Consider the following 24,220-nt stretch of genomic DNA (forward strand, 5'->3'; position numbering starts at 1 on the left):
CCTCGCAAGAGGTCTTTTAGTTACTTCTGTTCAAATAGGGTGGAAAGTGGAATAGATAGCTTGGCTGCTAAATAATCATTACTTTCAACCAATGAAGGGCCGAGCCGTTCCATCCATTCATCATCCTGATGGATATGCTCAACATCGGGACGTAACGGTAGTGGATAAGGCAGGGCGGTGAAGAAGCTCCAGAAATCCACCTGAGCCAGATTACGGACCAAGACATATTCGTCTTTATCTGTTCGCATAATCAGGTTTTGGGCTTCGAGTTCTAAGATAAAAGACGGTAAGCGACCGAGTTCACCCCGACCAATAATATTTAATAGCTCTTTTTCGCTGACACTTTGTCCGATTTGCTGTTTTTTATAAAATAACTCCAAAATATCCAGCATCATTAATATCGGATGACGCTTTTGTTCTTTACCTGAATGGAAGGCGGTGAGCGCATAACTGATCTCGACACCTAATAGAATTATGTTCCAAGACAAATAAATCCATAGCAGGAAAATCGGTACCGCTGCAAAGGCACCATACACGATTTCATAGCTGGTGAAGTTACTCATCACCCAACCAAAAAAGCGTTTTAAAACCTCAAAGACGGTCGCACTAAAGCACGCTGCGATGAAGGCAGAAAAAACAGGAACAGTTCGATTAGGAATGGTCCAATATAAAATGAAGAAACCGACAATCGTTAAAACAAAAGAAATGAGCCATAACAGAAACGAGCCATCGAGTTGATAGCCTGCAAAGTTATTACTCAGGATATTCATTGAAGCCACTGTTGATGACAGCACAAAGGCACTGCCTAAAACAATCGGTCCTAATGAAATAATGGTCCAGTAACGCATAAAACCGACTAAGCCAGTTCGAGTTTCCTTGACTCGCCAAATTCGGTTAAATACATTCTCGATTGAGGTCAGCATTAGTACGGTGGTGACAAACAGGAACAGCACACCAATAATGGTCAGGTTGCTGGATTTTTCGGTAAAGGCATTTAAAGCTTTGTCAAAAGCAATAGTGCTTTTCGGTAGAAAGTTACTATAGATCAGTTGTTGTAACTGCTGTCTGGCAGGCTCGAGTGCTTTAATCGAAGAGATAATCACTAAAAAAACAGTCAACATCGGCACTACTGCAAACAGCGTGGTGTAGGTGAGTCCACCTGCTTGTTCCCGACAGCGATCCGCTTCAAAACGTCGTAACACAAACACAATAAATTGAAACCATGTTTCCTCTAAAAAAGGCAGTTTTTTTAGATAACGATTTAAGATCATGGGTTCTATCCTAGTTATTTTTAATAAAAATCCGGTGTAATCACAGGATTTACTACAGCTCAAAATATAAAAAATGTCGTATAGTGTTCTTTTTAACAAAATTCTTGAAAGTGATGCAACCTTACGTTCTTGTTCTTTATTACAGTAAATACGGTTCAACCAAGCAAATGGCGCATCTAATTGCCGATGGAATTGAAGCCGCTGGCGTGACTGCTCGTATCCGAACAGTGCCGAATTTAGCTCCTGTTGTGACTCAAGCGGAAGCCAGTATTCCTGAAGATGGCGATATTTATTGTAGTTTAGATGATCTAACGCATTGTGCTGGTTTGGCCTTAGGTTCGTCAACACGGTTTGGCAATATGGCCAGTGAGATGAAGTACTTTTGGGACCAAACCACCAGCTTATGGCTGAACGGTGCGTTGCATAATAAACCAGCTTGTGTGTTTACGTCTTCTGGCTCGATGCATGGTGGGCAGGAAAGTACGTTGCTAACGATGTTACCGCCGTTGTTTCATCATGGCATGATGATTATGGGACTACCAAACTCGATTCCTGCCTTGTCCAATACCAAAACTGGAGGGACACCGTATGGTGCCAGTCATGTTAGCGGGCCACGTCATGATCAGAGCTTAAGTCAAGATGAGAAAATCTTGTGTGAAGCGCAAGGCAAGCGCTTAGGTGAAGTTGTAAAAGCTTTGGTTGGGAAATTTTAACTCAGCGAAAGTCGATATTTCCGCCCAGTTGCGACCAATTTCCAGAAAGTAAGATTGTCAGTTGGGAAGGGAATTGGAGCTAAGGCAGGATTCTGTAGCTGTATTTTTTCTGCACTTTGCTGGTCTGAGATTAAACTTGCATAGAGATAATCCAGTAGATCAACTTCGCTAAACACCTGTTTATAAGCATCTTGTAATTCGGTATTTTGATTGGCGAAACACACCCGATGCGGCTCATTTTCGCTGATATAACTGAGTCCAAGTGATTTTTCGATTTGGCTGACAAGCTGCTGATTGAACTGTAGGGGAGATAAGCTAAGAACCAGCTCATGCACTTTAAAGTTAGTGAAATGCTGACTTTGTTCTTGCATCGACTCTCTCCTAAACGGAATAGAATCAATATACGCTGTTTCCGAAAGATTGATAAATGGCTTAAATCGTCGGTCTAAAAAAGGGAGCATTCGCTCCCATTTTTATTATTTCTTTAACTGCCAGTCATAAATATTTTTACGGTAAGCGTACCAGATCATCCATAGACCAATAATAATCATTGGGAAGCTCAGAATCTGACCTTTGGTCATCCAGCCAAATAAAATGTAGCCTTGGTCTGCATCGGGTTCGCGGAAGAACTCCATAAAGAAGCGTGCAATACCATAGCCGACAAGGAATAGAGCTGAAACTGCCATACGCGGACGAGGTTTAGAGCTAAACCACCACAATACGATAAAGAGGATCAAACCTTCACATAGGGCTTGATAGATTTGCGAAGGATGGCGCACTAAACCAAGTGGATCTGTTGGGAAAATCATCCCGAATGGATAGCTCGGATCTTGTACAGGGCGGCCATATAGCTCACCACCAATAAAGTTACCAAAGCGACCGAACATCAAGCCTGTTGGTACACAGGGCGCAATAAAGTCCAAGGTCTGGAACCATGTTTTTTGGTATTTTTTACACCAAAACAGCATCGCAATCATCACACCGAGGAAGCCGCCGTGAAAGCTCATGCCACCTGTCCAGACTTGGAATAACCACAGTGGATTTTCTAAAAATTTACCAAATTCGTAGAACAACACATAGCCAACACGTCCACCGAGTACAACACCCAATGCTCCGTAGAAAACCAGGTCTGACACCATGTCGCCTGTCCAGCCATCACGTTGTTTAGCGCGATAAGAAGCTAAACCCCAGGCACATAGAAACGCCAAGAGATACATCAGCCCGTACCAGTGCACTTTGACAGGTCCTAAGCTCAGCGCAACTGGATCAATATTTGGATAGGTCAGCATTGCTGTTCCTCAATTTTATATTTTGAGCAGATTGTAGCGGAATGATGTTAAAAATGTTGTACATTCAATGTGAAAGATCAATGTTCAAAACATGTGAGAAAAATAATCTATGTGTATTGTCGCTTTTGCATGGCAAGTGCTAGATGAGATGCCTTTGTGCCTCATTTCAAATCGTGATGAGTTTTATCATCGTCCAAGTTCATCCTTGCATGCGTGGGAGCAGAGTGCAATTGTGGCAGGGCAAGATTTACAGTCTGGCGGGACATGGATGGGCGTGACTGACTCGGGGCGTTGGGCAATTGTTACCAATTTTCGTAATGGTCGCGATCAAAAAAGTTATGCGACGTCTCGCGGGCATTTGATCCAATCCTTTTTAGAAAGTGATTTAGCGCCCATCCGTTTTGCGCAACAGCTAGAATGTCAACAACAGGACTATGCTGGTTTTAATCTGTTTGTTGGAGATACAGAACAAGCAGTTTATATGAGTAACCGAGGTGAAGCCCCACAGGTTCTCGCCAATGGTGTTTATGTGGTTTCCAATGGATTAATGTCAGAGGACTGGGAGAAAACCAAACATTTGCGTAAACGCTTTACCCAAGAATTTTTACCGATGATGCAACAAACACAAATTTCTGAATCAGTAATCGATGCCGCTGCTTGGGACATTTTGGAAGATGAGCGTAAAGTGATTGCCAATCTGTTACCTGATACGGGCATTAATCCAGACATGGAAGCCTTATTGTCATCCACCTTTATTCAAAGTCCAATTTATGGGACACGATGTTCTAATTTTTTAAGATTGACGACCACAGGATGGCAATGGTTGGAGAAATCTCAACAGGGAGAGCAGCAGGGACAGGTGATTGATCTGCACATCGATTTGAATCTTTAGATTGATATATTATAACATAATTTATATATAAAACAACAAGATGAAATAATACTGTCATCAAGGTGACATAAAAGGGTCACCCAGCATTGTTATGGTCTATGCAACGAAATTACGTCCAAACAATAAATCTGGGGATATTTTATGTTCTTATCAAAGATGAGCTTTTCCAAAAAGCTATTGGCGGTCAGTTTGATGGTGATCTTATCGGGTGGTATGACAGCCTGTAACGATAATGATAATGATGAAAAAGTAGAAGTACCAAAAACACCAACTGCAAAAAATGTAATTTTCTTTTTAGGCGATGGTATGGGGATTACCACCTTAACCGCATCGCGTATTTATTCTGTTGGTGAAGATGGTGATTTGACCATTGATACGCTGCCAGAAACCGCATTTGTTCGTACCTTTTCAGAAGATGGTCAGGTGACAGACAGTGCACCTTCTATGGCCGCCTATATGACGGGCGTGAAAATGAACAATGAAGTCATTTCTATGCAGACAGGTACCATTGCATCCCCGCCTAAAGCAGATGGGACCAGTACTTGTGACGATGTTGCAGCGAATAAAGGCAAGAAACCAGCAGAAACATTACTTGAGCTTGCTAAAGCACAAGGCATGGGTACAGGGCTTGTCACCACAACCCGTATTACCCATGCTACACCAGCAACCACTTATGCGCATGTATGTCATCGTGATGCTGAAAATGACATAGCCGCGCAGCTTGTTCCTGCAGGTAAAGGTACAGGATGGGGCGCATATAACACTAAATTAAACGATGGTGTGGATGTAGTCTTGGGCGGTGGTTTACGCCAGTTTAAACCAACAACTGTGTCAGGCGGTAAGCGTGCCGATGGTCGTGATTTGGTCAAAGAAATGCAAGATCAAGGCTATAGCTTTGTAGCGAATGGTAGTGACTTGACCAAAATTGATCCAACCAAGACTAAAAAATTATTGGGCTTATTCAATGCCAGCCATATGAACTATGACCTAGATCGGACCAATAAGAAAATCGATGAGCCAAGCCTTGCCGATATGACCACCAAGGCGATTGATGTCCTTCAAGCGAAAAACAAAAGCTTCTTCTTGATGGTTGAGGGTGGACGTATTGACCATGCACTGCATGACACCAATGCGAAACGTGCCTTACAAGACACGGTTGCTTTTGACAACGCGATTAAAGCAGCGATTGATAAAGTCAAAAAAACAGATCCTGAGTTAAAGAATACACTGATCGTGGTGACTGCTGACCATGACCACACTATGGTCTTGAATGGTTATGCAAAACGTACGGGTAAATATGTGAAAGGTGGTGAGACCAGTGTCTTGGGTCTAGTGAAAAACTATAACAAAGCTGGCTATGCGACTGATGAAAACGGAACACCATATCCAATTATTGGTTTTGGCACAGGTAAAAAGCGTTTAGACAATGATCGTATCGAAGCACGTGGTGATTTAAAGGATAACGATAGCTGTAATCCAGTCAAAGTCGCTGCAGGTAAATATACTGATAGCCGTGGAACTGATATTGATAAAGAAGGTTGGTGTACTGGTACCGCGGCAGATGATTTCCAACAAGAAGCAGTGGTACAAACCGGTTTTGCGGATAGCGAAACACATGGCGGTACTGATGTGTTCCTTGGCGCAATCGGGGTCGGCTCAGATAACTTCCATGGCAGTCTCGAAAATATCGAAGTATTTAACTTAGTTCGTAAAGCCATTGGCCTAGATAAATAACAACAGACTGGAGAACGATGATGTTAAAACAATTTAAATTAGGTCAGTTTGGTATGAAAGCATCTGCTTTAACTGTTGCATTAGTCGCGGCAAGTACGGGTGCACAGGCTGAGGGTGAAGCCAAAAATATCATTTTCTTTTTGGGCGATGGTATGGGACCAACCACAGTGACCGCAAGCCGTATTTATGGTTATGGTGAATCTGGTAAATTAACCATGGACACCTTGCGTCGCACTGTACGCATCAAGACCTACTCAGAAGATGGACAAACCACGGATAGTGCGCCTTCTATGGCAGCCTATATGACGGGGAAGAAAACCCGTAATGAAGTGATTGGGATGACACCGGGAACGATTGCGGTTGAACCAAGTGCAGGTACTGCATCAGGTGAAAAAATTGCCGTATCCAATGCCATCAATAATTGCCCAACACCTGGTTCGAGTGTTGCAGCAGGCAGCCCTGCTGTAACGATTCTGGAACTCGCTAAAGCTAATGGTAAAAAGGTTGGAGCGATTACCACCACAGAATTGACTCATGCAACGCCAGCTGCGACATTCTCTCATGTGTGTAATCGTAATGCACAATTTGAGATCGCACGACAGCTTGTTCCGGGTGGTGAGGGTTATAACACCAAGTTAGTCGATGGTGTGGATGTATTAATGGGTGGCGGACGTAATCATTTCACGCCTTTTGATGCAGCCAATAATACTAGCGGGCGTATTGATAAACGTAATTTGCTCAATGAATTAAAGGCCAAAAATTATACTGTGGGTGAAACTAAAGCGGATATGGTCGCGGCCCCATTGAATAAAAAGTATATTGGTCTTTATTCAGCAACATCACATCTTGCCTATGATCTAGATCGTGTGAAAACTGCACCAAACCAGCCAAGTCTAGCTGAAATGACAGCAAAATCGATTGATTTACTACAGGCACAAGATACAGCGGGCAAAGGCTTTTTCTTGATGGTTGAAGGTGGTCGTATTGACCATGCTTTACATGGAACCAATGCCAAACGTGCACTACACGACACTATTGCATTTGATAATGCGATCAAGACGGCCTTGGATAAGATCAAGAAAACGGATCCTGAGTTAAAGAATACCTTGATCGTGGTGACTGCGGACCATGACCATACTATGACCTTTAACGGTTATACTGCGCGTACAGGAAAAACAACTGAGACCAACCCAGGTATATTAGGTTTAAGTTATAGCTATCAAGAAGCCAAAGCGACAGATACGCGTACGCGTGTGTTGGCCGATGGCAAGAAGCATGCACCGAATCTTGATGTAAAGGGTAAAACATCGACAACCTTAGTTTTTGGTAATGGTGGTGGACCACGTCCAACATCGCGTATCGATATTACTGACAATGAAGCCGCTGCAGATGATTACTTGCAACAAGTCGGCGTAAAATTCAGTAAAGTTGGCTCTGAAACGCATGGCGGTGGAGATGTCTTACTATTTGCTGAGGGTGCAGGTTCACAGGTGTTTAAAGGCACCCGAGACAATACTTGGGTGTTTAGTAAATTGAAAGAAGCATTTGGGTTTAAATAAACGCTTTATTCAATATTTTCATCATATTGCAAAAAACCTCAGTCACTATGACTGAGGTTTTTTTTTATGCAGGAAATAACATGCGTCTAGTGATGAGTTCGGTATTGCTCAGTTTGGGAATGACATCTTTGCATGCTGCACCGTTATTGAGTGCCAATATTATCCGTGAGTCTCAAAATATCGGTAATGATGGTGTGACCCGTACCAGCGTGTTTCAGGAACGTATGTATCGTGATCCTCAGAATATCTGGATTGAGCGTGTGTTACCTAAACATCATCAGCATGGTCATGAAAAAGGTGGGCATAAACATCTAGATTTAGCCGAAGCAGCTCAGCATTATTTTATTGATCAGAAAAAACAGCCAAAACTCAATTTGGTGCTGATGGAAGATAAAACTGTTGTACATTTACAAGATCCAGATGTGGATATGTTGGGTTTAAGCAATTGTTGGCCATGTGTCTATTCGTTACTTGATCCTAAAACCTTAAAAGGGATGAAGATTATTAAAAAGGATACCAATAACACTTGGTATGAAACTCAAAATAAGAAGAATAAGATTCGTGTGGAATGGGATAACCGTAACAATATTGCGAAACGCGTTGAAGTGCGTAGTCTCGATGGTTTGCGTTATGACATCATGAAAGCCAATATTCAACAGATCAATATTGCAGAACCTTGGAAGAAATATAGCAAATTCAGCAGTAAAGATTATTCAGACTTTGGTGATTAATTGAATAAAGTTGGATTGATTGAATCGGGCTCCTTTTTAAAGGGGCTTTTTATCATAAAAATAGATTGGCTGGGTGAATACTACCATTTGAATCCCTGAATAGAATGAGTCTGCTTTTTTATTATTTTATATACGTATGAGCACTAGCTGAATGATTGAATTATGATTGATTGAGATAGAAAAATGCCGACATGATGTCGGCATTTACTTTTTAAGCTGAACGCTGAAATTACGCTTTTTTCTCAATCGATGGTCCGACTGGATCAGCGGTGATATAGCCGACACTAGCACTATAACCACCATTGTAGTTGGCTAATACTTTTGCTTTTAATTCAGCTGAAAGGCTTGAGCTATCACCCGCATGTTGGAAGTTGCTCATGATATAGGTCCAGCCATTCACTGAGTCAACCGCATGTAGACCAGTAGATTCTGCACCTGCTGGTGTAGACAGAATTCGGTCTAAAGACTTGGTCTCCACGTTATAAGCCCAAAGGAAGTTATTGGTATGGTTACCACTATCTTCACCAATGAACAAAGTACGTAGAGTTTCAGAGAATTTTAAATTGTCTGGGCTTGCAATGTTGTTTGGATCAGCCGTATTGCCCAAGCTATCTACAGGAATGTCCTTGCCCATGAGAACCATATGGCTTTGGTAAGGCGTCCACTCACTATTGATCACATTGTTTAGGTGGTCAACTTGGCTGCCTTTCAGGTCATGTGCAAGTACACCGCCTGCTTTCAATGTGCTCTTGAATTTAACATTGTGTGCAGCAACCCAACCTGATTTACCTTCGATCATCGAATCTTGGATATTGGCAAGTGCAGAATAAGCAACCTTATCCTTAATATTAACGGTGGTTCCTTCCATCTTGGTGAATGCCATACTACCGCCTTTAAGGGCTGCATAACGGTGCGTTTCGAGGAAGGCAGCAGCTAATTCGATTTCTGCTTTGCTGAAACCATTATTGGCTTCTTTTAACTTGATCCAGAGTGTTTTCTTATCCAATACAATCTGCGTATAACCCGTTAAGTCTGCAGGTGCGGTGGTTAAGCTCTCCATAATGTTTTCAGCTTTAATGCCGCGAACATTGACTAAGTCTTCAATGGTTTTACTGTCGGTATGACCCAGTTTGATCCATTTAATTGGTGCTGTAGAAGTTTCATTCAACTCAGCAGTGTACTTGGCAACGTATAGCGTTCCTGCAGATAAATCTTTTTCCTTATCTGCAACAAACATAAAGAAACCGCCGTTGGTATAGTCATCACCCATGATCACGCTACGGTTGTCTGGCATGACTTGAATTAGCTCATGTGAAATACGGCCTAAGCAGTAGTGCTTAACTGCAGTACCACGACCTTTACCATCTAGAATGATTTCTGGTAAATGACCATAGTTATAGACATTGGCCGTATTTTCATTGCCATATAGATTTTTACTGTAGGCTCTTAATGTTGCTAAGGTACTACCGATTTGATCAAAGGCATCTGGTTCATATTCTTCACTTGAAAGGTGCGTATTCCAAGGTGAAAGACTGGCACCACAGGTAATCCATAGGCCATGAACTTTAGACATGTCGACATTGAAGTATTTTTTCAATGCAAGATGTCCAGTTTTTTGATCTTGGTCTAAGGTCAATACTGCAATAGGAGATGGCAACTGACCATACATACTTTGTTTGGCCAAGTTTTGTGTGGTGTACTCAAACTGAACCACATGGAAGACTGGGTTGTTGACGCCATCAACTTTTGCATCTTTGAGATGAATCATTGAAGAGCCATCTGGACAGTCAGAGAAGAATTGACGTTCTTGACCTGCAACCGATGTATCTCTGATTGCTTTGTTATTAATGTCGTAATAGCTACCTGCAATAATTTTTCCGCCGTTGATATTGTCAACTTCCATACCCGTGCGGAAAAATTCTTGATAACCTAATTTATATTCGGTTGTAGTATTGTCTTCCCAAGTCACTGTTAAACTTGATTTGACTGAAGTGGTGGCCATTTCTGCTGTGGTGGTTGGTGCCGCCATTGGCGTAAATTTGGCATTTTTAAATTTAACCAATTTTGCAGGTGGTGTAACAACGTTATTATCGTTGTCATCATTGCAACCAGTTAAAGCTGCTGCTGTGCCCATTGCCCCGAGTGGTAAAAACGGAACACCCGCGAACCATTTTAAAATATCACGACGACTTGGCTGATTGGTATTGGCTGTCATAGTAAATCCGTATATGTAATATATGGTAAATAAATCCTGATCGATTCTATGAAGCGTAGATGACAGTTTTCTGACAGTTTGAAGGCAGTTTAAAGACAATTATTATTTTATAACTGATTAATAAATATAGGGTTGTAATAAAAAATCCCCGATCAATTTCGGGGGTTTATCAACTATTTAAGTTAAGTAGATGCTTTTCTTTTTTCTAGTATTTTTCCAAACAATAAACCCAATTCAAATAGCATCCACATCGGAACTGCCAACATGATCATGGATAAGGCATCGGGTGGCGTCACAAACATCGCTACAAAAAAACATCCCACCACGATAAAGCGACGCTTGTCGATCAATGTTTGGGTGCTGACCACGCCAATTAAAATCAAAACTAAAGTAATAATTGGAATTTCAAAGGTAAAACCAAATACTAAGAAAAGTTTTAGACAGAAGCTTAAATAACTGTTGATGTCTGTCATTGGTGCAACCGTTTCAGGTGAAACGCTGATAAAGAAATGCAAAATCGCAGGCAAGGTAATGAAATAAGCAAAAGCTACGCCTAAATAAAACAGCACAATACTGCCTAATAAGAGGGGGATGGCCAAATGGCGTTCTTTTTCATACAGTGCTGGTTTGATAAATGACCAGATCTGATAAATGATATATGGCATTGCCAACATAAACGCGACAAATAAATTTAGCTTAAACGGTGCCATGAATGTTGCAGTGACATCGGTTGCAATCATGGTTGAGGTTGTAGGTAGCTGTTGTCTTAATGGTTCAGAGAGCCATTGATAAGTAGTGTTTCTAAAGGGTAATAAGCAGAAGAAAAGAAAAATCGTTACCCCAACAATCTTAAATAGATATTGGCGCAGCACAATCAAATGCTGCATCACAGGCATTTGTTGTAAGGATTCCTCAGTACTGACTGAAGTCGATGGTAATTGGCTCATACGGCAATCTTTAATTCTGTATCAAACTGTTGAGTTGATAGGTTTGGCTCAACGTTGAAAGGTAACTGCTTTTGATATTCAAGACTGAAAGGAATGATCGCTTGCTGAGAAAAAAAGTTATAAGTGATTGGAGCTTTGCTCTCAGATTGTTCTGCTTCAACTTCAGAAGGCGTTTGTGTATTTTTAAGCGCGTCTAGCTGTTGTTGCATCCTGCGTTCAAGTTCAGTGATTTTATCAATTTCTTTTTGCATTTCTTCGCGGAACTCAGAAAGGCGTAATTCTCGATCAATTTCGTTCTGAATGTTGTTGATAAACTTTTTAATTTTTCCATACCATTTCGCTACGAACCGTGCAGCTTCTGGCAATTTATCAGGACCGAGTACCAACAATGCAATCACAGCAAAGCAAAAGATTTCGGTCATTCCCAAATTCAGCATAATCGTGCTCGCTTAGCTTTTTACTGAGCTTTCAGTATTTTTAACTTGAGCATCAATGGTGCGAGGTTCATTTAAAGGTGCTGCTGTTTCTTCTTCTTTCATCGATTTTTTGAAGTCTTTGACTGCACCACCGACATCTTTACCTAAGTTTTTAAGTTTAGATGTACCAAAAAGTAGAATCACCACAATTGCAAAAATCAGTACATGCCAAATTGATAAACCAGCCATCATTCTATTCCTATAAAACTTTGGATATATCTCAACAGCTTGGCATGACAAAGATGTGACACTTATATTGCAGTTTTAAGACAGTGCATTTACCCAACGGTAAATAGTGCTAGCATAAGCAGCATATCAAGACATGATAAAAATAGATCGACATGACCTTTATTCTCCCCACCAGTGCTTTTATTTTCGGGCTGTTGCTTGCTCAATTCAAAGTCGCGGAACAGGCAAAGAAAATCTTATCCTCCTTATTGGCACGCTTATTTATTCCTGTGGTGATCATCTACAACATGGTGTTTTATCAGGCGGGTAGCTTTGCATTGATGGGATTTAGTTTCATTACATCGATTCTTCTATTCTATTGTTTTTTCCACTTTTCAAAGGATCGCTTACAAGCGCTTTGTATGAGTTATAGCAATATTGGTTGGTTAGGTTTTCCATTTGCCATCGCCTTATTTGGGGAGCAGGTCAGTGGTGCCGTGATCGCGCTATATATCGGTGGCTCACTGTTTGGCAACATTTGGGCGGTTGCTGCGGTTTCAGAAGGACCGACTAATTACGTTGCAACACTGCATAAAGTTCTTAAGTCACCTCCAGTCTTGGCTTTGTTTGCAGCCTTAATTCTATGGTTATTGGGGGCTCATCATTTGCAGGGCAATTTTATTCTAGAGGGGCTGTATGATATTGCCAAATTTGGGATGAGCTTTGCGGGGATGTGTATTTTAGGGATGTGGCTGAGACATACTAGGGTACATTTTGTTGATTTGTGGCTGAGTGCACGAACCTTAATGTTCAAACTATTGTGTGGTGTAGTGATCTGTACGTTGACCTATTATTTTTTTGCGATTCCGCAAATTGAATCATTGCTTCCTGTGCTGTTTTTCTTATTTTGTTTGCCACCTGCCGCCAATATTGTTGCTTTGGAAACACATTATCAAGGTACGGGTGTTTCAGCCCGCTATATTGCTGCGGGAACCATCGTGAGCTGTTTGGTGATTATGATCTATGGTCTAGTGCTGCATATAAAAAATGCCCTCATCTAGGAGGGCATTTTGTGTTTTAAACCAAACTGGCTTTAAACAGCTGCATTGCTTGACCGCGATGGCTAATTTTATTTTTATCAGCTTTGCTCAGTTCAGCACTCGAAACATTGAGTTCAGGCAGCCAGAATAAAGGGTCATAACCGAAACCATTTTCACCACGAGCAGCTTCTAAAATCTCACCATTCCAGATACCTTGGAAAATTTGTGGCAGTGGATCTTCGGCATGCGTGACCAGTGCTAATACGCAGACAAACATCCCTTCAATGGCTTCACCTTCTTTACGCAAAGGTGCAAGATCAGCCAACAATTTCTGATTGTTGGCAGCATCATTACCATGCTCGCCAGCATAACGCGCTGAGTAGATGCCAGGCGCACCACCTAAAATAGGTACACAAAGTCCAGAGTCATCTGCTAACGCAGGTTTACCTGAAAGCTTAGAGGCATGGCGTGCTTTGATAATGGCATTTTCAACAAAGCTGAGACCGTCTTCAATCGCATCTTCAATATCGAGTTTGCCTTGAGGAATGATCTCGACAGGAAGATTAAGTTGTTGAAAGAGATGTTCAAATTCGACTACTTTGCCTTTGTTGTTACTTGCAAGCACAAGGTTGCCTTGGCTGAGCCATGATTGGGTAGACATATCAGTTTCAGATTAGTTTAGATTGAGTGGAATTTTAGGGTGTTTTTATGGAATAGGGTAGTGTTGAATTATCGCATTCTAAAAGTTAAGAGGAATTGCTTTTTTCCATATCTTTAACTCTGTGTAGATAAGAAATTTTTTAAATCGTTTATGAAATCTTTAAATACAGTCTCTGGTTCAGAAGGCGTATATCCTTCAAAACTTAAGTAGAACTGGTCATCATAGTAATTTAATAACTCAAAAAGATCTTCATTCTCTACAGCCTTAGATAAAGCCAAGAGCTTCTGAAGAAAAGGAAATAGAAACTCTTGGCTTTTGACTAACTCTAAATGTTTTTCAATATAATCTTTTAAGAGGTTATTGACTGATTCCTTTGTTAAATCTGTATTAAATAGACTTCGGGATAATTGATTAAAATAGGTTCTAACTTGTTCTGGTGTTGATAGAAAGCATATTTCTAAAGCTAAATCATTCGATGAATCTTTTTCTAATGTCTCAATTGCCCACCTTTGGATTTCCTCTAGTGTTATTGTTTCCAATACTAGTTTTGCTTTGAATATCGCCTTTTCTATATCACTCATTTAATAAACTTAATTAAATATTAATGTTATCAATATAATAAAAAACCGACTCTTACAAGTCGGTTTTTCTATCAATCAATAGATCTAAGCAAGATTATTGCGCTTGAATCCATTTATCAGCACGGTCACGTGCGGTACGGATCTGATCTTGAGTTAGGTTAGCCGCCAAAGCAGTTTTCTTACCTTCAGAAAGACTGATCACTTTGGTGTCGAGCATGCCATCACGCGTTGAAAGCTCATACCACTGATAAGCACCAACAAAGTTTTTCTTCTGTTCTTCCATCATTGCAAGATTAAAGCTGGCACGGTTGTCACCGTTGCTTGCTGCTTTCTCGAAATATTTACGTGCTAAAACTTCGTCTTTCTTGACGCCCATGCCATCGGCATACATACGGCCAACATTCAATTGTGCCGCAGATAAACCTTGATCTGCTGCTGCCTTGAATAAAGAAAATGCTTGTTTTTCATCTTTAGCAACGTCTTTACCAAACTGATAACGCGTTGCTAAGTAAAACTGTGCCCCAGCTTGACCAGATTTTGCTGCGCTTTGCAATTCATTGATACCCATGACTGAATATCGCGCTGCCTGTGTTGCAACCGATTGAGGTTGAGCAACATAGTCAGCGTGCGCTTGTATACTGATCAGACCAAATAAAAATGTGCTGATTAATGTCTTTTTCATAGAGCGCTCACTCGATAAATTGCGACTTCACCAAATAGGTTCGGCATATGCTTACTGAGCATACTACCTTGTTGGTCACCATTAACGGCAAGTCGATTAATAATTTTAATCCGATTCTCAGCACATAAGGCTTCAAAGTCACGGAAAGTACATAAATGAATATTCGGGGTGTTATACCACATATAGGGTAAAGCTTCCGAAACAGGCATTTTTCCTTTCAATGCAAGAAAAGAACGTGTCTTCCAATGCGCAAAGTTTGGAAAAGTAATAATAGCCTGTTTACCGACACGCACCATATCACGAAGTAATACATCGGGTGCATCTACAGCTTGCAAAGCTTGTGCCATAACCACAGAGTCAAAAGACTGGTCGGCAAAACGGCTTAAACCAAGGTTTAAGTCCTGTTGGATAATATTTAACCCCCGACTGATGGCAATTGCAATCTTTTCTTGATCAATTTCTAGACCATAGGCACGAATATTGTGCTGTTTGCTCATATGAGCCAGCAATTCGCCATCACCGCAGCCTAAGTCTAACACGCTAGAGTTCGGGTTAATCCATTTTTCGGCGAGTCGTTGATCTATGCGCATTAGTGCTGCTCCTGCGATGTCGATTGCAACTGTTGTTCTCCACCTAAAAATGCGCGTAGCGTTTTCACATACAGTGGAATAGGGAATAAGAAAGAGTCATGACCTTGTTCAGCATCAATGTCTAAGTAGCTGACAGGCTTATGATTATCAATCAAAGCATCTACCAGTTCTTGAGAACGGCTTGGACTAAAACGCCAGTCTGTGGTAAATGAAATCACCAAAAATTGGCACTTCGGTTGGCTCATTGCCTTCGTCAGAGAATGTTCATATTCACGCGAAGGGTCAAAATAATCCAAGGCCTTGGTCATAATCAAGTAAGTATTTGCATCGAAATTGCGGCTAAATTGTTCGCCTTGGTAACGTAAATAGCTTTCCACTTGGAATTCGACATCAAAACCATACATAAATTTGCCCGATTTTAAATCGCGACCAAATTTTTGTTTCATGGCTTCTTCTGACAAATAGGTGATATGACCCACCATCCGCGCCAAAATCAAACCGCGTTTCGGATAACTGTCATTTTCTAAATAACGACCATGATGAAAATCTGGATCGGAAAGAATTGATTGGCGTGCAACTTCGTTGAAGGCAATATTTTGGGCTGATAATTTTGGTGCACTGGCGATGATGGCGCATTTATGTAATCGGTCTGGATAATCCAGTGACCATTGCAGGGCCTGCATGCCGCCCAGAGAGCCGCCAATCACAGAATACCAAACTTTAACGCCTAAACGGTCTGAGAGCATCGCTTGGGTTTTGACCCAGTCACGTACTGTAACCAATGGAAAGTCTGGACCATAGGGACGATTTTCATTTTCAGGATTCGGTGAGGTTGGACCTGTAGAACCATTACAACCACCGATATTATTTAAGGAAACAACAAAGAAGTGATTGGTATCAATTGCTTTTCCTGGTCCAATGCAGCTGTCCCACCAGCCCGCTTTTTTATCATCGTCATGATGATAGCCCGCAGCATGATGATGTCCTGACAGTGCATGGCAAATCAGAATGGCATTGGATTGATCTGCATTGAGTGTTCCATAGGTTTCAACCATTAAATCAAAACGAGGTAACACTCGTCCACATTCAAGTTCTAAAGGTTGTTCAAATTGAAACTTTTGTGGTGTGACTAAACCCACTGAATCCGATGGAAAAGACACTGGAATGATTCGCCCTATAATAAATCATTAATAATAAAAGGATACCAATTCAGGTATCCTTTCAAAAGTCATTTTTTCTGATATTACAACTCAGCTTTACTGACGATTATGTGATATTTCACTTACCTAAACGGCTGCTGCAGCCACTTGATCGGTGGTTAATACCCCTTGTTCAATTAAACGGTTGGTACAGGCAATAATGGCTTCGATTGATGAAGTCACGATATTGTCATGTACACCCGCACCAAATGCGCTCTTACCTGTGCCTTTCACTTGAAGCTCAATCAAGGCAAGTGCTTTGGCATTGGCACCTGAACTGATACTGCGCTCTTCATAGTTCACCACATCAATTGGTAACTGTAAGGCATTCAACATGGCTGAGATTGGGCCATTACCTTCTCCGCGGAGACGCTGAATTTCACCGTCAATTTCAACGTCTAATTCAATGATTTGTGTACCATTGATATCCGACAATTGATAATGTTTAGTTTGATAATGGCTGTTCTTCACATCCACATAGGTATTTTCGAATAAGGTCCAGATTTCATGTGCACTGATTTCTGTACCATTTTCATCGGTATGCTGCTGTACGATCTGACTGAATTCGATTTGAACACGGCGTGGCAAGGCAACGTTGTAATTCGACTCCAATAAGTACGCAATACCACCTTTACCTGATTGGCTGTTGACACGAATTACTGCATCGTAGTCACGGCCCAAGTCTTTTGGATCGATTGGTAAATATGGCATATCCCAGATTTCTTCGTTTTTCTGGAATTCGAAGCCTTTTTTAATTGCATCTTGGTGTGAACCAGAGAAAGCGGTAAAGACTAAATCACCTGCATATGGATGACGAGGGTGTACTGGTAAACCCGTACATTCTTCAACTGTTGCAATGATTTCATTGATATTTGAGAAGTCTAAGTTTGGTGCAACACCTTGGGTGTACATGTTCAAGGCAATCGCAGCAACATCAACGTTACCCGTACGTTCACCATTTCCAAATACACAACCTTCAACACGATCAGCACCCGCCATAATTGCCAATTCAGAGGCTGCGATACCACAACCACGGTCGTTGTGACAGTGAACTGAGATAATCACGCCATCACGACGCGCCAAGTTACGGTGCATCCACTCGATTTGATCGGCATAGACATTCGGTGTAGATACTTCAACTGTTGCAGGCAAATTCAAGATAACTTTATTGGTCGGTGAAGCTTCCCAGATTTCAGTGACCGCATCACAGACATCTTTGGCCACTTCTAATTCAGTTGCAGAGAAACATTCTGGGCTGTACTGGAAAATCCAGTCTGTCGCAGGGTATTGCGCTGCATATTCTTTGACTTTGGTTGCCGCGTTAATGGCAAGTTGTTTCGAACCATTGGCATCGACATTCAAGACTTTCTGGCGGAAGGTCGGTGAATTTGAATTATAGATATGCACAATGGCACGCTTTGCATCAACCAACGCTTCAAAAGTACGTTCAATCAAATGATCACGTGCCTGAACCAAGACCTCAATGTAAACATCTTCAGGAATCAAATCTTCTTCGATCAATTTACGGGTAAAGTCGAAGTCAATTTGAGATGCTGAAGGGAAACCAATTTCAATATGTTTGAAACCGATTTTAACCAACATGTGGAACATTTTTAATTTTTGATCCATATCCATCGGTTCAAAAATCGCTTGGTTCCCATCACGAAGGTCGGTACTCATCCAAATCGGTGCTTGATTGATTTCATTATTCGGCCATTGACGATCTGGTAAATCCACTCGTTGATACATACGGCGGTATTTTTTGCTTGGGTCAGCCAACATCATGAGAAAACTCCTTGTCGTAGCATGGTTGCTGAGTCAAATAAAAGGCAACGTGCTACAGATATATATGGTGTCTATAAGAATTAATTTAAAGCGAATTCGGGGATCGAGCGCCTAAAAAGTAGGCGAAAAAATTTATATGCGCGCGAGGCGCAGCATCAGGAGAAGTGCAGCGAGATGTGTTGTATGAGACGGGTGGATAAAGCCGCTATTTGTTTTCATCATCTACCATTCATATTGGGTATTTAATTTTGCAGTTATATTAATCATCTAACGATATTCAGTCTAGGCGAAAATACAGACGACTGCAAAGGTCTATAAAACATTTTAATTGGAATGAATGGGAAATATTTCCCTGTTTTTTGCGCTATTTTAATTTTAATGGGTAAAATTTCCCGTAATTTTATCAATTAGAGATAAAAAAATTGATTTTATCTCTAAGCTTTGAAAAGTGTATGAATTATAGTTCAGCCCACTTTCGCATTAGGTTGTGGTAAAGATTGGTCATTTTAATCACTTCTTGATGAGTATCACCAAGCTGCATACGCAGATTTTGGATAGACTGATCCAGTGTAAATAACATATTACGTTCTGCATCATCACGAATCATGCTTTGTACCCAAAAGAATGAAGCCGTTCGACACCCGCTACTAATCGCAGTCACCTCATGCAGACTAGATGAAGGATAGAGCACCATATCACCTGCGGGCAATTTGGCTTCATGATAGCCGTAAGTATCTTCGATGACCAACTCACCGCCTTCATATTCATCTGGCTCAGATAAAAACAGGGTACAAGATAGATCAGTACGTAACCGTTCTTTAGTGCCACGAATTCGACGGATTGAATTATCAACATGAAATCCAAAAGATTCCTGACTTTCATAACGATTGAAAAGCGGAGGGATAATATCCAGTGGTAAAGCTGCTGAAAGGAACAGGGGATGTTTACCCAATTCTTCTAAAATGATGTTACTGAGATGGTGGGTTAAAGAGTGGTCTTCAGGGAGTTGCTGATTATTTTTCACAGTAGCAGACAGAGTACCTGCTGTAACTTTTCCATTGGCCCATTCGATTTTATCCATTTCTTCGCGAAAGTACTGAACTTGTTCTTTGCTTAATACATTAGGAATATGATGGATCACGATAACTACCTTTGTGAAAACAATGAATGATAAAAAATAGCCTCATTATGAGGCTATTTTTGCAATAAAATCCATAATTAAATTATGGGTTTTATTGATAGGATTAGTACTTAAAGTTTACAGACAATACTGCACTACGACCTTCAGCTTCTGAAGCATAGTGAGATGCATAGGCTTTAGTGAAGTAACGTGTATCAGACAAGTTGTTTACATTAAGCTGTAAGTTTACGTTTTTATTCACGTCATACTTTGCCATCGCATCGTAACGAACATAACCTGGAACCCATTTGGTATTGGTTGCATTACCATAGACTTTATCCATCGCAACTGCACCAGCACCAAGAGTAACTTGTGGTAATACTTTATAAGTTGTCCATAAAGTAGCAGAGTTCTTTGGAACGTTTGGTAATTGCTTACCTTTCGCTGCATTTTCAGGAGTACAAACACCAGCACGGTTACAGCTTGGACCTGGGTTAGTATTTTCACTATCTAAATACGTATAGCCTGCGCTAACAGCCCATTTATCAGTGATATAACCGTTTAAGCCAAGCTCAATACCGTCAACTTTACTATCACCACCGTTGGTATACGTAGTTGGATCAAGTTGGATGCGCGTGTTTTGCTTCTCTGTACGGAAAATTGCAGCAGTTGCATTGAGTTTATTGTTGAATAAATCCCATTTTGTACCAATTTCAAAAGTACGTGCTTTTTCTGGATCTAGATCGCGGTTGTTTGCATTTACAGCAGGTTCAGAGCCATCACCTGCGTCGATACCGACTGGGTTTGCAGAAGTCGCAAAGCTTGCATAAATACTAGCATTTTCAGCAGGTTTAAAGGTTAAGCCTGCTTGGTAACTAAAGAAGTCCGTATTATTTTCTAATTTGACACCAGTCGCGTTAGTTTTTAATTCAGTATCAAATTTGTCCCAACGTACACCTAAGTCGAGTAACCATTGTGGTGTAATTTCGATATTATCGAGTGCATAAACGGAAGTCGATTCAGATGTCGTTGTTGTAACAGCTTTATTCGCAGTCACTGTTCCTAAGAAACGATCATTCGAATTTGGATTAAATGTTGACGTACACCAGCCATTCGATGCGACCAAACCTAAGCTACAAGCACCGTTAGCAACTGCACCACCAATTGCTTTTGTATTTGGATCGGTAATGGTGTAGCTACCCTTATCTGATTCAGCTTTACTATATTCAGCACCAACATTGAAACTATGTTTGAATGCGCCTGTATTGAATTTACCAGTTAACGCTAATTGATCAGAGAACGTATCTGTATCAGTAATACGTGTATTGGCACGACGCCAGATACCAGTATCCTTCAATTGACCTGTCGTCGGGTTAAGGAAGTTACCTTGACTGTCATCTGGTTGAGTCCAAACATAGTCATTTTTAGATTTGTTATAAACTGCTGTATTACTTAAAGTTAAGTTTTCTGTTAAGTCATGCTCTAACTTAAAAGTACCTACTTGGTTTTCTTGTCTTTGGAAATCGCGATCTTTCCAAGCATAATAGATGCCTTTTTTAACATCGATTGGTTTTCCTGAGCCGGCAGCGAAATTATTCGGGTTGTTATATGGAACACCTGCATCAGGCGTATCATCTGTTTTTAAGTAGTAATAACTTAAAGTTGCACGAGTGGCTGTGTCTAGGCCGAAGGTAATACTTGGAGCGATACCTGCACGTTTGTATTCTGCACCGTCATCACCTTGTCCTGCTTTATTGTTGTGATGTCCCATAACTACAACACGAGCCGCAACACCATTACCAAAATCTTTATTACCATCAAGGGTAATACGTTGATAATCATCTGTACCCCCTTGTACAGATCCTTCTAATGAATCACCTTTCTTTGCAACTTTAGAAATGAGGTTAACGTTACCACCAACAGAACCACCACCGCCTAAAGAAGATGAAGAGCCTTTCGATACTTCAACTTGTTCAACCGCAAACATTTCACGATTTTGAGAAGTGGCGTTACGAATGCCATCTACATACATTGAGCTTTCAGAGCTATAACCACGAATAAACGGACGGTCACCGTTTGGGTTGCCACCTTCACCCGCACCTAATGTAATACCAGGAACTGTACGCAGTGCGTCACTTAAAGTTGTAACTTTGGTATCTTCAATCAGTTGCTTTGAAATCACAGAAATAGATTTTGGGGTATCTAAAAGAGGAGCAACAAACTTAGTATTTGCAGATTTATCTACTTTGAGACTTTGTTCTTTTTCAGCTTGAGCATGAATGGTTGGTAGTTGAACTGCTTGATCCTGAGCGATGGCAGGTACTGCAATTACTGAGAGTGATGATGCAATTGCAGAAGAAACAAGCTTCTTCCGTGATTTAATAAAAGACATGAGGCACGCCTAAGAGTGTAAAAATTTATGCAAAGAATAATCATTGTCATTTCTATATTCATTTGTTTTGGATTGGATTTTTCAATTGTTTCTAATTATTACAATGGAAAGTTAAATAATTTTTCGTCCTTAATTGTTTAATAATGTTGTTAATTTGTTGATTTTTTTACTTAATCTGGAAAAACGATTGTGTTTTAAATATTGACGCTTAATTTTGATGTTATGATTTTTTTCATTTTACTGAAGTTTTATTTATATGATTTATATTCAAAAACCTGACAGGTTTTTGAATATCAGTTTGTTAAAGTGAGGTTGGGGTAAAACGGATTATTGATCAATAAAGTCATGGTTAATCTCTTTTAATGTTGCTGTTCCCATCAGGGCCATGGTGATCTCAAATTCTTCCTTTAAGATTTTAAGTACATGGGCAACACCTAAGGCACCAGCTGTTGCTAAGCCATAAATATAAGGACGGCCAATCAGTACGGCTGATGCACCAAGTGCAATAGCTTTAAAGACATCTGAACCACGACGGATACCACCATCTAAGAGTAGGGGGTAATTGGCTGGAACAACGGCTCTGATTTTTTGTAGCGCAATTAATGGCGGAATGGTGGTATCCAGTACGCGACCACCATGATTGGAAACGATCAGACCTGAAACACCATATTCGACCGCTTTCTTGGCATCGGCAGGGTGCAATACACCTTTGAGGATTACGGGCAGTTTGGTATTTCTAATTAACCACTCAATATCCTCCCATTTGGGTGCCATTTTCATCAGACCTTGGAAAATAGGATGTTCATTAGCAGCCAAATTACCGATTTTTAAATTAACCGATGCATGGGGATGTGGCATCTTATTGGGAAGTTGAAAGAAGGTTTTACGCTCTCGATCGCGGATCCCTGTATGTGGCGCGTCGATAGTGATCACGATCGCTTTGTAATTGTGTTGTTCTGCGAGTCGAATTAACGCTAATGATTTTTCTCGGTTAGCTTGCCAATAAAGTTGAAACCATTTGTAGGGATTCTCTTTATTCAAAGCTTCCATATGTGTGTTGCTTAATGTACTCAATACAAAATTACTCTGCATTAACTCGGAGGCAAGTGCTGTGGCTTGCTCGGCTTGAGGATGGAAAAGTGCCTGATGCCCAATGGGAGCGAGAAAAATTGGATGAGGATAGTCCATCCCAAATAAATTGAGCTGAGTATTGCCCTGAGAAAAATCATTTAAATGACGTGGAATAAGTCGAACATTTTGAAACTGGAGCTGATTATCTTGCACGCTCAGTTCATGCATGGCACCCCCTTGTAAATAATGCCAAGTCGCTTCTTCTAGGTGTTGAGATGCTTGTTGCTCGTAATCTGCCAGGGTTTGTAGATGAGCTGGTATTGTGGTCAATGGCGGGAGGAGTGACATTAAAAAATTCCCCATTGTCTTAATAAGTTGTGATAATGGCTAGTCAATGCAACCACTTCCTCTGTGTCGCCAAGTTGCTGTCTTAGTTTTAGAATAGTCATATCTAAATTAAATAGCATGGTACGTTGCCAGTCATCTTTGACCATGCTTTGAATCCAAGTGAAAGCGGCAATCCGACTGCCTTGGGTGACGGGTTCAACGCGATGCAGACTTGTGGACGGATATAAAATCGCATCACCAGCATCCAGCTTAACCTCGTGGCTGCCATAGGTATCTTCAACAATCAGTTCTCCACCTTCGTATTCATCGGGTTCGGATAAAAAAACCGTAATAGAAACATCGGTGCGAATCATTTGTCCTGTTTTTGAAGAAGCCTGAACAGCACTATCGACATGATTGCCATAATTGCCTTGATTTTGATAGCAATTAAACATCGGAGATAAAATATGTTGGGGCAGTGCCGCTGAGCGTAACAGCAGATTGCTTTGTAAAGAATTTAGAACAGACTGACTTAAGGATTGATAGACATCATTATGGGTATCAATCTGTAAATTATTTTTAGTTTGCTGAGCTTGTACTCCTGCGCTTTGAGAACCATTAACCCAGACTGAAGCTGACTGCATTTGTTGGCGTAGTTCTAACACTTGTTGTTTACTGAGCAGCTCAGGGATGTGCAACATCATCTTTAAAAACCCTTCAAAAAATACAGCCTGTCGAAAAAGTATACCTTTTCTGACAGGCTGAGTTCATCTATTC

23 protein-coding genes are annotated in these 24,220 nt (G+C 40.8%); 6 read left to right on the plus strand and 17 right to left on the minus strand.

Annotation, left to right across the window (positions count from 1 at the left end; all coding sequences use genetic code 11):
• Positions 1-20: 20 nt before the first annotated feature.
• Positions 21-1,271: a YihY family inner membrane protein gene (locus NDN11_RS02290; RefSeq protein WP_167248723.1), complete on the minus strand. Its 1,251-nt coding sequence runs from the start codon at positions 1,269-1,271 to the stop codon at positions 21-23.
• Between the two features lie 113 nt (positions 1,272-1,384).
• Here NDN11_RS02290 and wrbA point away from each other — a divergent pair, with 113 nt between their 5' ends.
• Positions 1,385-1,984, plus strand: coding sequence for an NAD(P)H:quinone oxidoreductase (gene wrbA, locus NDN11_RS02295; RefSeq protein WP_251110653.1), 600 nt, complete (start codon positions 1,385-1,387; stop codon positions 1,982-1,984).
• On the opposite strand, the gene NDN11_RS02300 is transcribed toward wrbA, so the two are convergent.
• On the minus strand, positions 1,981-2,355 hold the full coding sequence (locus tag NDN11_RS02300) for a hypothetical protein (RefSeq protein ID WP_251110654.1): 375 nt from the start codon (positions 2,353-2,355) through the stop codon (positions 1,981-1,983). The two genes, wrbA and NDN11_RS02300, sit on opposite strands and share 4 nt — an antisense overlap.
• Before the next feature lie 105 nt (positions 2,356-2,460).
• Positions 2,461-3,273, minus strand: a complete 813-nt coding sequence (lgt, locus tag NDN11_RS02305) for a prolipoprotein diacylglyceryl transferase (protein WP_004657788.1) — start codon at positions 3,271-3,273, stop codon at positions 2,461-2,463.
• A 109-nt stretch (positions 3,274-3,382) separates the two neighbouring features.
• Between lgt and NDN11_RS02310 the strand changes: the two genes are divergently transcribed.
• The 4 genes from NDN11_RS02310 to NDN11_RS02325 all read left to right on the plus strand — a co-directional run bounded on the left by NDN11_RS02310 (position 3,383) and on the right by NDN11_RS02325 (position 8,189).
• Positions 3,383-4,165, plus strand: coding sequence for an NRDE family protein (locus NDN11_RS02310; protein WP_251110655.1), 783 nt, complete (start codon positions 3,383-3,385; stop codon positions 4,163-4,165).
• 141 nt (positions 4,166-4,306) lie between these two features.
• Entirely contained in the window at positions 4,307-5,899 is a 1,593-nt protein-coding gene (locus NDN11_RS02315; protein ID WP_167248727.1) for an alkaline phosphatase, read from the plus strand.
• 20 nt (positions 5,900-5,919) lie between these two features.
• Entirely contained in the window at positions 5,920-7,458 is a 1,539-nt protein-coding gene (locus NDN11_RS02320; protein ID WP_251111473.1) for an alkaline phosphatase, read from the plus strand.
• 80 nt (positions 7,459-7,538) lie between these two features.
• Positions 7,539-8,189: a hypothetical protein gene (locus NDN11_RS02325; RefSeq protein WP_251110656.1), complete on the plus strand. Its 651-nt coding sequence runs from the start codon at positions 7,539-7,541 to the stop codon at positions 8,187-8,189.
• Positions 8,190-8,418: 229 nt separating this feature from the next.
• Here the strand turns inward: NDN11_RS02325 and NDN11_RS02330 are convergent, their stop codons facing one another.
• The 4 genes from NDN11_RS02330 to tatA all read right to left on the minus strand — a co-directional run bounded on the left by NDN11_RS02330 (position 8,419) and on the right by tatA (position 12,016).
• A complete protein-coding gene (locus tag NDN11_RS02330; protein ID WP_251110657.1) occupies positions 8,419-10,404 on the minus strand; it encodes a PhoX family protein in 1,986 nt (661 codons plus the stop codon).
• Between the two features lie 182 nt (positions 10,405-10,586).
• Positions 10,587-11,351 carry a twin-arginine translocase subunit TatC gene (gene tatC / locus NDN11_RS02335; RefSeq protein WP_251110658.1) on the minus strand — a complete coding sequence of 255 codons (765 nt, stop codon included), beginning with the start codon at positions 11,349-11,351 and terminating at the stop codon, positions 10,587-10,589.
• Positions 11,348-11,788 carry a Sec-independent protein translocase protein TatB gene (gene tatB, locus NDN11_RS02340; protein WP_167248731.1) on the minus strand — a complete coding sequence of 147 codons (441 nt, stop codon included), beginning with the start codon at positions 11,786-11,788 and terminating at the stop codon, positions 11,348-11,350. The genes tatC and tatB overlap by 4 nt, the downstream gene beginning before the upstream one ends.
• A gap of 12 nt (positions 11,789-11,800) precedes the next feature.
• Positions 11,801-12,016, minus strand: a complete 216-nt coding sequence (tatA, locus tag NDN11_RS02345; protein WP_167248732.1) for a Sec-independent protein translocase subunit TatA — start codon at positions 12,014-12,016, stop codon at positions 11,801-11,803.
• A gap of 152 nt (positions 12,017-12,168) precedes the next feature.
• On the opposite strand from tatA, the gene NDN11_RS02350 reads away from it, so the two are divergent.
• Positions 12,169-13,056, plus strand: coding sequence for an AEC family transporter (locus tag NDN11_RS02350; protein WP_251110659.1), 888 nt, complete (start codon positions 12,169-12,171; stop codon positions 13,054-13,056).
• A gap of 16 nt (positions 13,057-13,072) precedes the next feature.
• Here the strand turns inward: NDN11_RS02350 and rdgB are convergent, their stop codons facing one another.
• The 10 genes from rdgB to NDN11_RS02400 form a co-directional block, all read right to left on the minus strand.
• On the minus strand, positions 13,073-13,696 hold the full coding sequence (gene rdgB / locus NDN11_RS02355; protein ID WP_251110660.1) for an RdgB/HAM1 family non-canonical purine NTP pyrophosphatase: 624 nt from the start codon (positions 13,694-13,696) through the stop codon (positions 13,073-13,075).
• Positions 13,697-13,809: 113 nt separating this feature from the next.
• Complete coding sequence (locus NDN11_RS02360) at positions 13,810-14,277, minus strand: hypothetical protein (protein WP_251110661.1); 468 nt, start codon at positions 14,275-14,277, stop codon at positions 13,810-13,812.
• Positions 14,278-14,371: 94 nt separating this feature from the next.
• Positions 14,372-14,959 (minus strand): tetratricopeptide repeat protein, encoded by a 588-nt coding sequence (locus NDN11_RS02365; protein WP_005185094.1) that lies wholly within the window; start codon positions 14,957-14,959, stop codon positions 14,372-14,374.
• Positions 14,956-15,549 (minus strand): methionine biosynthesis protein MetW, encoded by a 594-nt coding sequence (gene metW, locus NDN11_RS02370; protein WP_016651551.1) that lies wholly within the window; start codon positions 15,547-15,549, stop codon positions 14,956-14,958. Before metW ends, NDN11_RS02365 begins: the two co-directional genes overlap by 4 nt.
• Positions 15,549-16,709 (minus strand): homoserine O-succinyltransferase MetX, encoded by a 1,161-nt coding sequence (gene metX / locus NDN11_RS02375; RefSeq protein ID WP_251110662.1) that lies wholly within the window; start codon positions 16,707-16,709, stop codon positions 15,549-15,551. Before metX ends, metW begins: the two co-directional genes overlap by 1 nt.
• Before the next feature lie 126 nt (positions 16,710-16,835).
• Positions 16,836-18,533, minus strand: coding sequence for a 2-isopropylmalate synthase (gene leuA / locus NDN11_RS02380; protein ID WP_241271540.1), 1,698 nt, complete (start codon positions 18,531-18,533; stop codon positions 16,836-16,838).
• Between the two features lie 457 nt (positions 18,534-18,990).
• The gene (locus tag NDN11_RS02385) at positions 18,991-19,674 is read right to left on the minus strand and encodes a Fe2+-dependent dioxygenase (RefSeq protein WP_251110663.1); all 684 of its coding nucleotides are present in this window, start codon (positions 19,672-19,674) and stop codon (positions 18,991-18,993) included.
• Between the two features lie 103 nt (positions 19,675-19,777).
• Positions 19,778-22,045, minus strand: coding sequence for a TonB-dependent receptor (locus NDN11_RS02390; RefSeq protein ID WP_251110664.1), 2,268 nt, complete (start codon positions 22,043-22,045; stop codon positions 19,778-19,780).
• Between the two features lie 327 nt (positions 22,046-22,372).
• The gene (locus NDN11_RS02395; protein WP_251110665.1) at positions 22,373-23,464 is read right to left on the minus strand and encodes an alpha-hydroxy acid oxidase; all 1,092 of its coding nucleotides are present in this window, start codon (positions 23,462-23,464) and stop codon (positions 22,373-22,375) included.
• Positions 23,464-24,147 (minus strand): Fe2+-dependent dioxygenase, encoded by a 684-nt coding sequence (locus tag NDN11_RS02400; RefSeq protein WP_251110666.1) that lies wholly within the window; start codon positions 24,145-24,147, stop codon positions 23,464-23,466. Before NDN11_RS02400 ends, NDN11_RS02395 begins: the two co-directional genes overlap by 1 nt.
• Between the last annotated feature and the right edge of the window lie 73 nt (positions 24,148-24,220).

This window comes from Acinetobacter sp. C26M (genome assembly GCF_023702675.1).
In the GTDB taxonomy this organism is placed as follows: domain Bacteria; phylum Pseudomonadota; class Gammaproteobacteria; order Pseudomonadales; family Moraxellaceae; genus Acinetobacter.

What these genes read in the sequence shown, in the direction of transcription:
- NDN11_RS02290 (WP_167248723.1), bottom strand. Translation starts at nt 1,271, where the DNA reads ATGATCTTAAATCGTTATCTAAAAAAACTGCCTTTTTTAGAGGAAACA.
- wrbA (WP_251110653.1), top strand. Translation starts at nt 1,385, where the DNA reads ATGCAACCTTACGTTCTTGTTCTTTATTACAGTAAATACGGTTCAACC.
- NDN11_RS02300 (WP_251110654.1), bottom strand. Translation starts at nt 2,355, where the DNA reads ATGCAAGAACAAAGTCAGCATTTCACTAACTTTAAAGTGCATGAGCTG.
- lgt (WP_004657788.1), bottom strand. Translation starts at nt 3,273, where the DNA reads ATGCTGACCTATCCAAATATTGATCCAGTTGCGCTGAGCTTAGGACCT.
- NDN11_RS02310 (WP_251110655.1), top strand. Translation starts at nt 3,383, where the DNA reads ATGTGTATTGTCGCTTTTGCATGGCAAGTGCTAGATGAGATGCCTTTG.
- NDN11_RS02315 (WP_167248727.1), top strand. Translation starts at nt 4,307, where the DNA reads ATGTTCTTATCAAAGATGAGCTTTTCCAAAAAGCTATTGGCGGTCAGT.
- NDN11_RS02320 (WP_251111473.1), top strand. Translation starts at nt 5,920, where the DNA reads ATGTTAAAACAATTTAAATTAGGTCAGTTTGGTATGAAAGCATCTGCT.
- NDN11_RS02325 (WP_251110656.1), top strand. Translation starts at nt 7,539, where the DNA reads ATGCGTCTAGTGATGAGTTCGGTATTGCTCAGTTTGGGAATGACATCT.
- NDN11_RS02330 (WP_251110657.1), bottom strand. Translation starts at nt 10,404, where the DNA reads ATGACAGCCAATACCAATCAGCCAAGTCGTCGTGATATTTTAAAATGG.
- tatC (WP_251110658.1), bottom strand. Translation starts at nt 11,351, where the DNA reads ATGAGCCAATTACCATCGACTTCAGTCAGTACTGAGGAATCCTTACAA.
- tatB (WP_167248731.1), bottom strand. Translation starts at nt 11,788, where the DNA reads ATGCTGAATTTGGGAATGACCGAAATCTTTTGCTTTGCTGTGATTGCA.
- tatA (WP_167248732.1), bottom strand. Translation starts at nt 12,016, where the DNA reads ATGGCTGGTTTATCAATTTGGCATGTACTGATTTTTGCAATTGTGGTG.
- NDN11_RS02350 (WP_251110659.1), top strand. Translation starts at nt 12,169, where the DNA reads ATGACCTTTATTCTCCCCACCAGTGCTTTTATTTTCGGGCTGTTGCTT.
- rdgB (WP_251110660.1), bottom strand. Translation starts at nt 13,696, where the DNA reads ATGTCTACCCAATCATGGCTCAGCCAAGGCAACCTTGTGCTTGCAAGT.
- NDN11_RS02360 (WP_251110661.1), bottom strand. Translation starts at nt 14,277, where the DNA reads ATGAGTGATATAGAAAAGGCGATATTCAAAGCAAAACTAGTATTGGAA.
- NDN11_RS02365 (WP_005185094.1), bottom strand. Translation starts at nt 14,959, where the DNA reads ATGAAAAAGACATTAATCAGCACATTTTTATTTGGTCTGATCAGTATA.
- metW (WP_016651551.1), bottom strand. Translation starts at nt 15,549, where the DNA reads ATGCGCATAGATCAACGACTCGCCGAAAAATGGATTAACCCGAACTCT.
- leuA (WP_241271540.1), bottom strand. Translation starts at nt 18,533, where the DNA reads ATGATGTTGGCTGACCCAAGCAAAAAATACCGCCGTATGTATCAACGA.
- NDN11_RS02390 (WP_251110664.1), bottom strand. Translation starts at nt 22,045, where the DNA reads ATGTCTTTTATTAAATCACGGAAGAAGCTTGTTTCTTCTGCAATTGCA.
- NDN11_RS02395 (WP_251110665.1), bottom strand. Translation starts at nt 23,464, where the DNA reads ATGTCACTCCTCCCGCCATTGACCACAATACCAGCTCATCTACAAACC.
- NDN11_RS02400 (WP_251110666.1), bottom strand. Translation starts at nt 24,147, where the DNA reads ATGATGTTGCACATCCCTGAGCTGCTCAGTAAACAACAAGTGTTAGAA.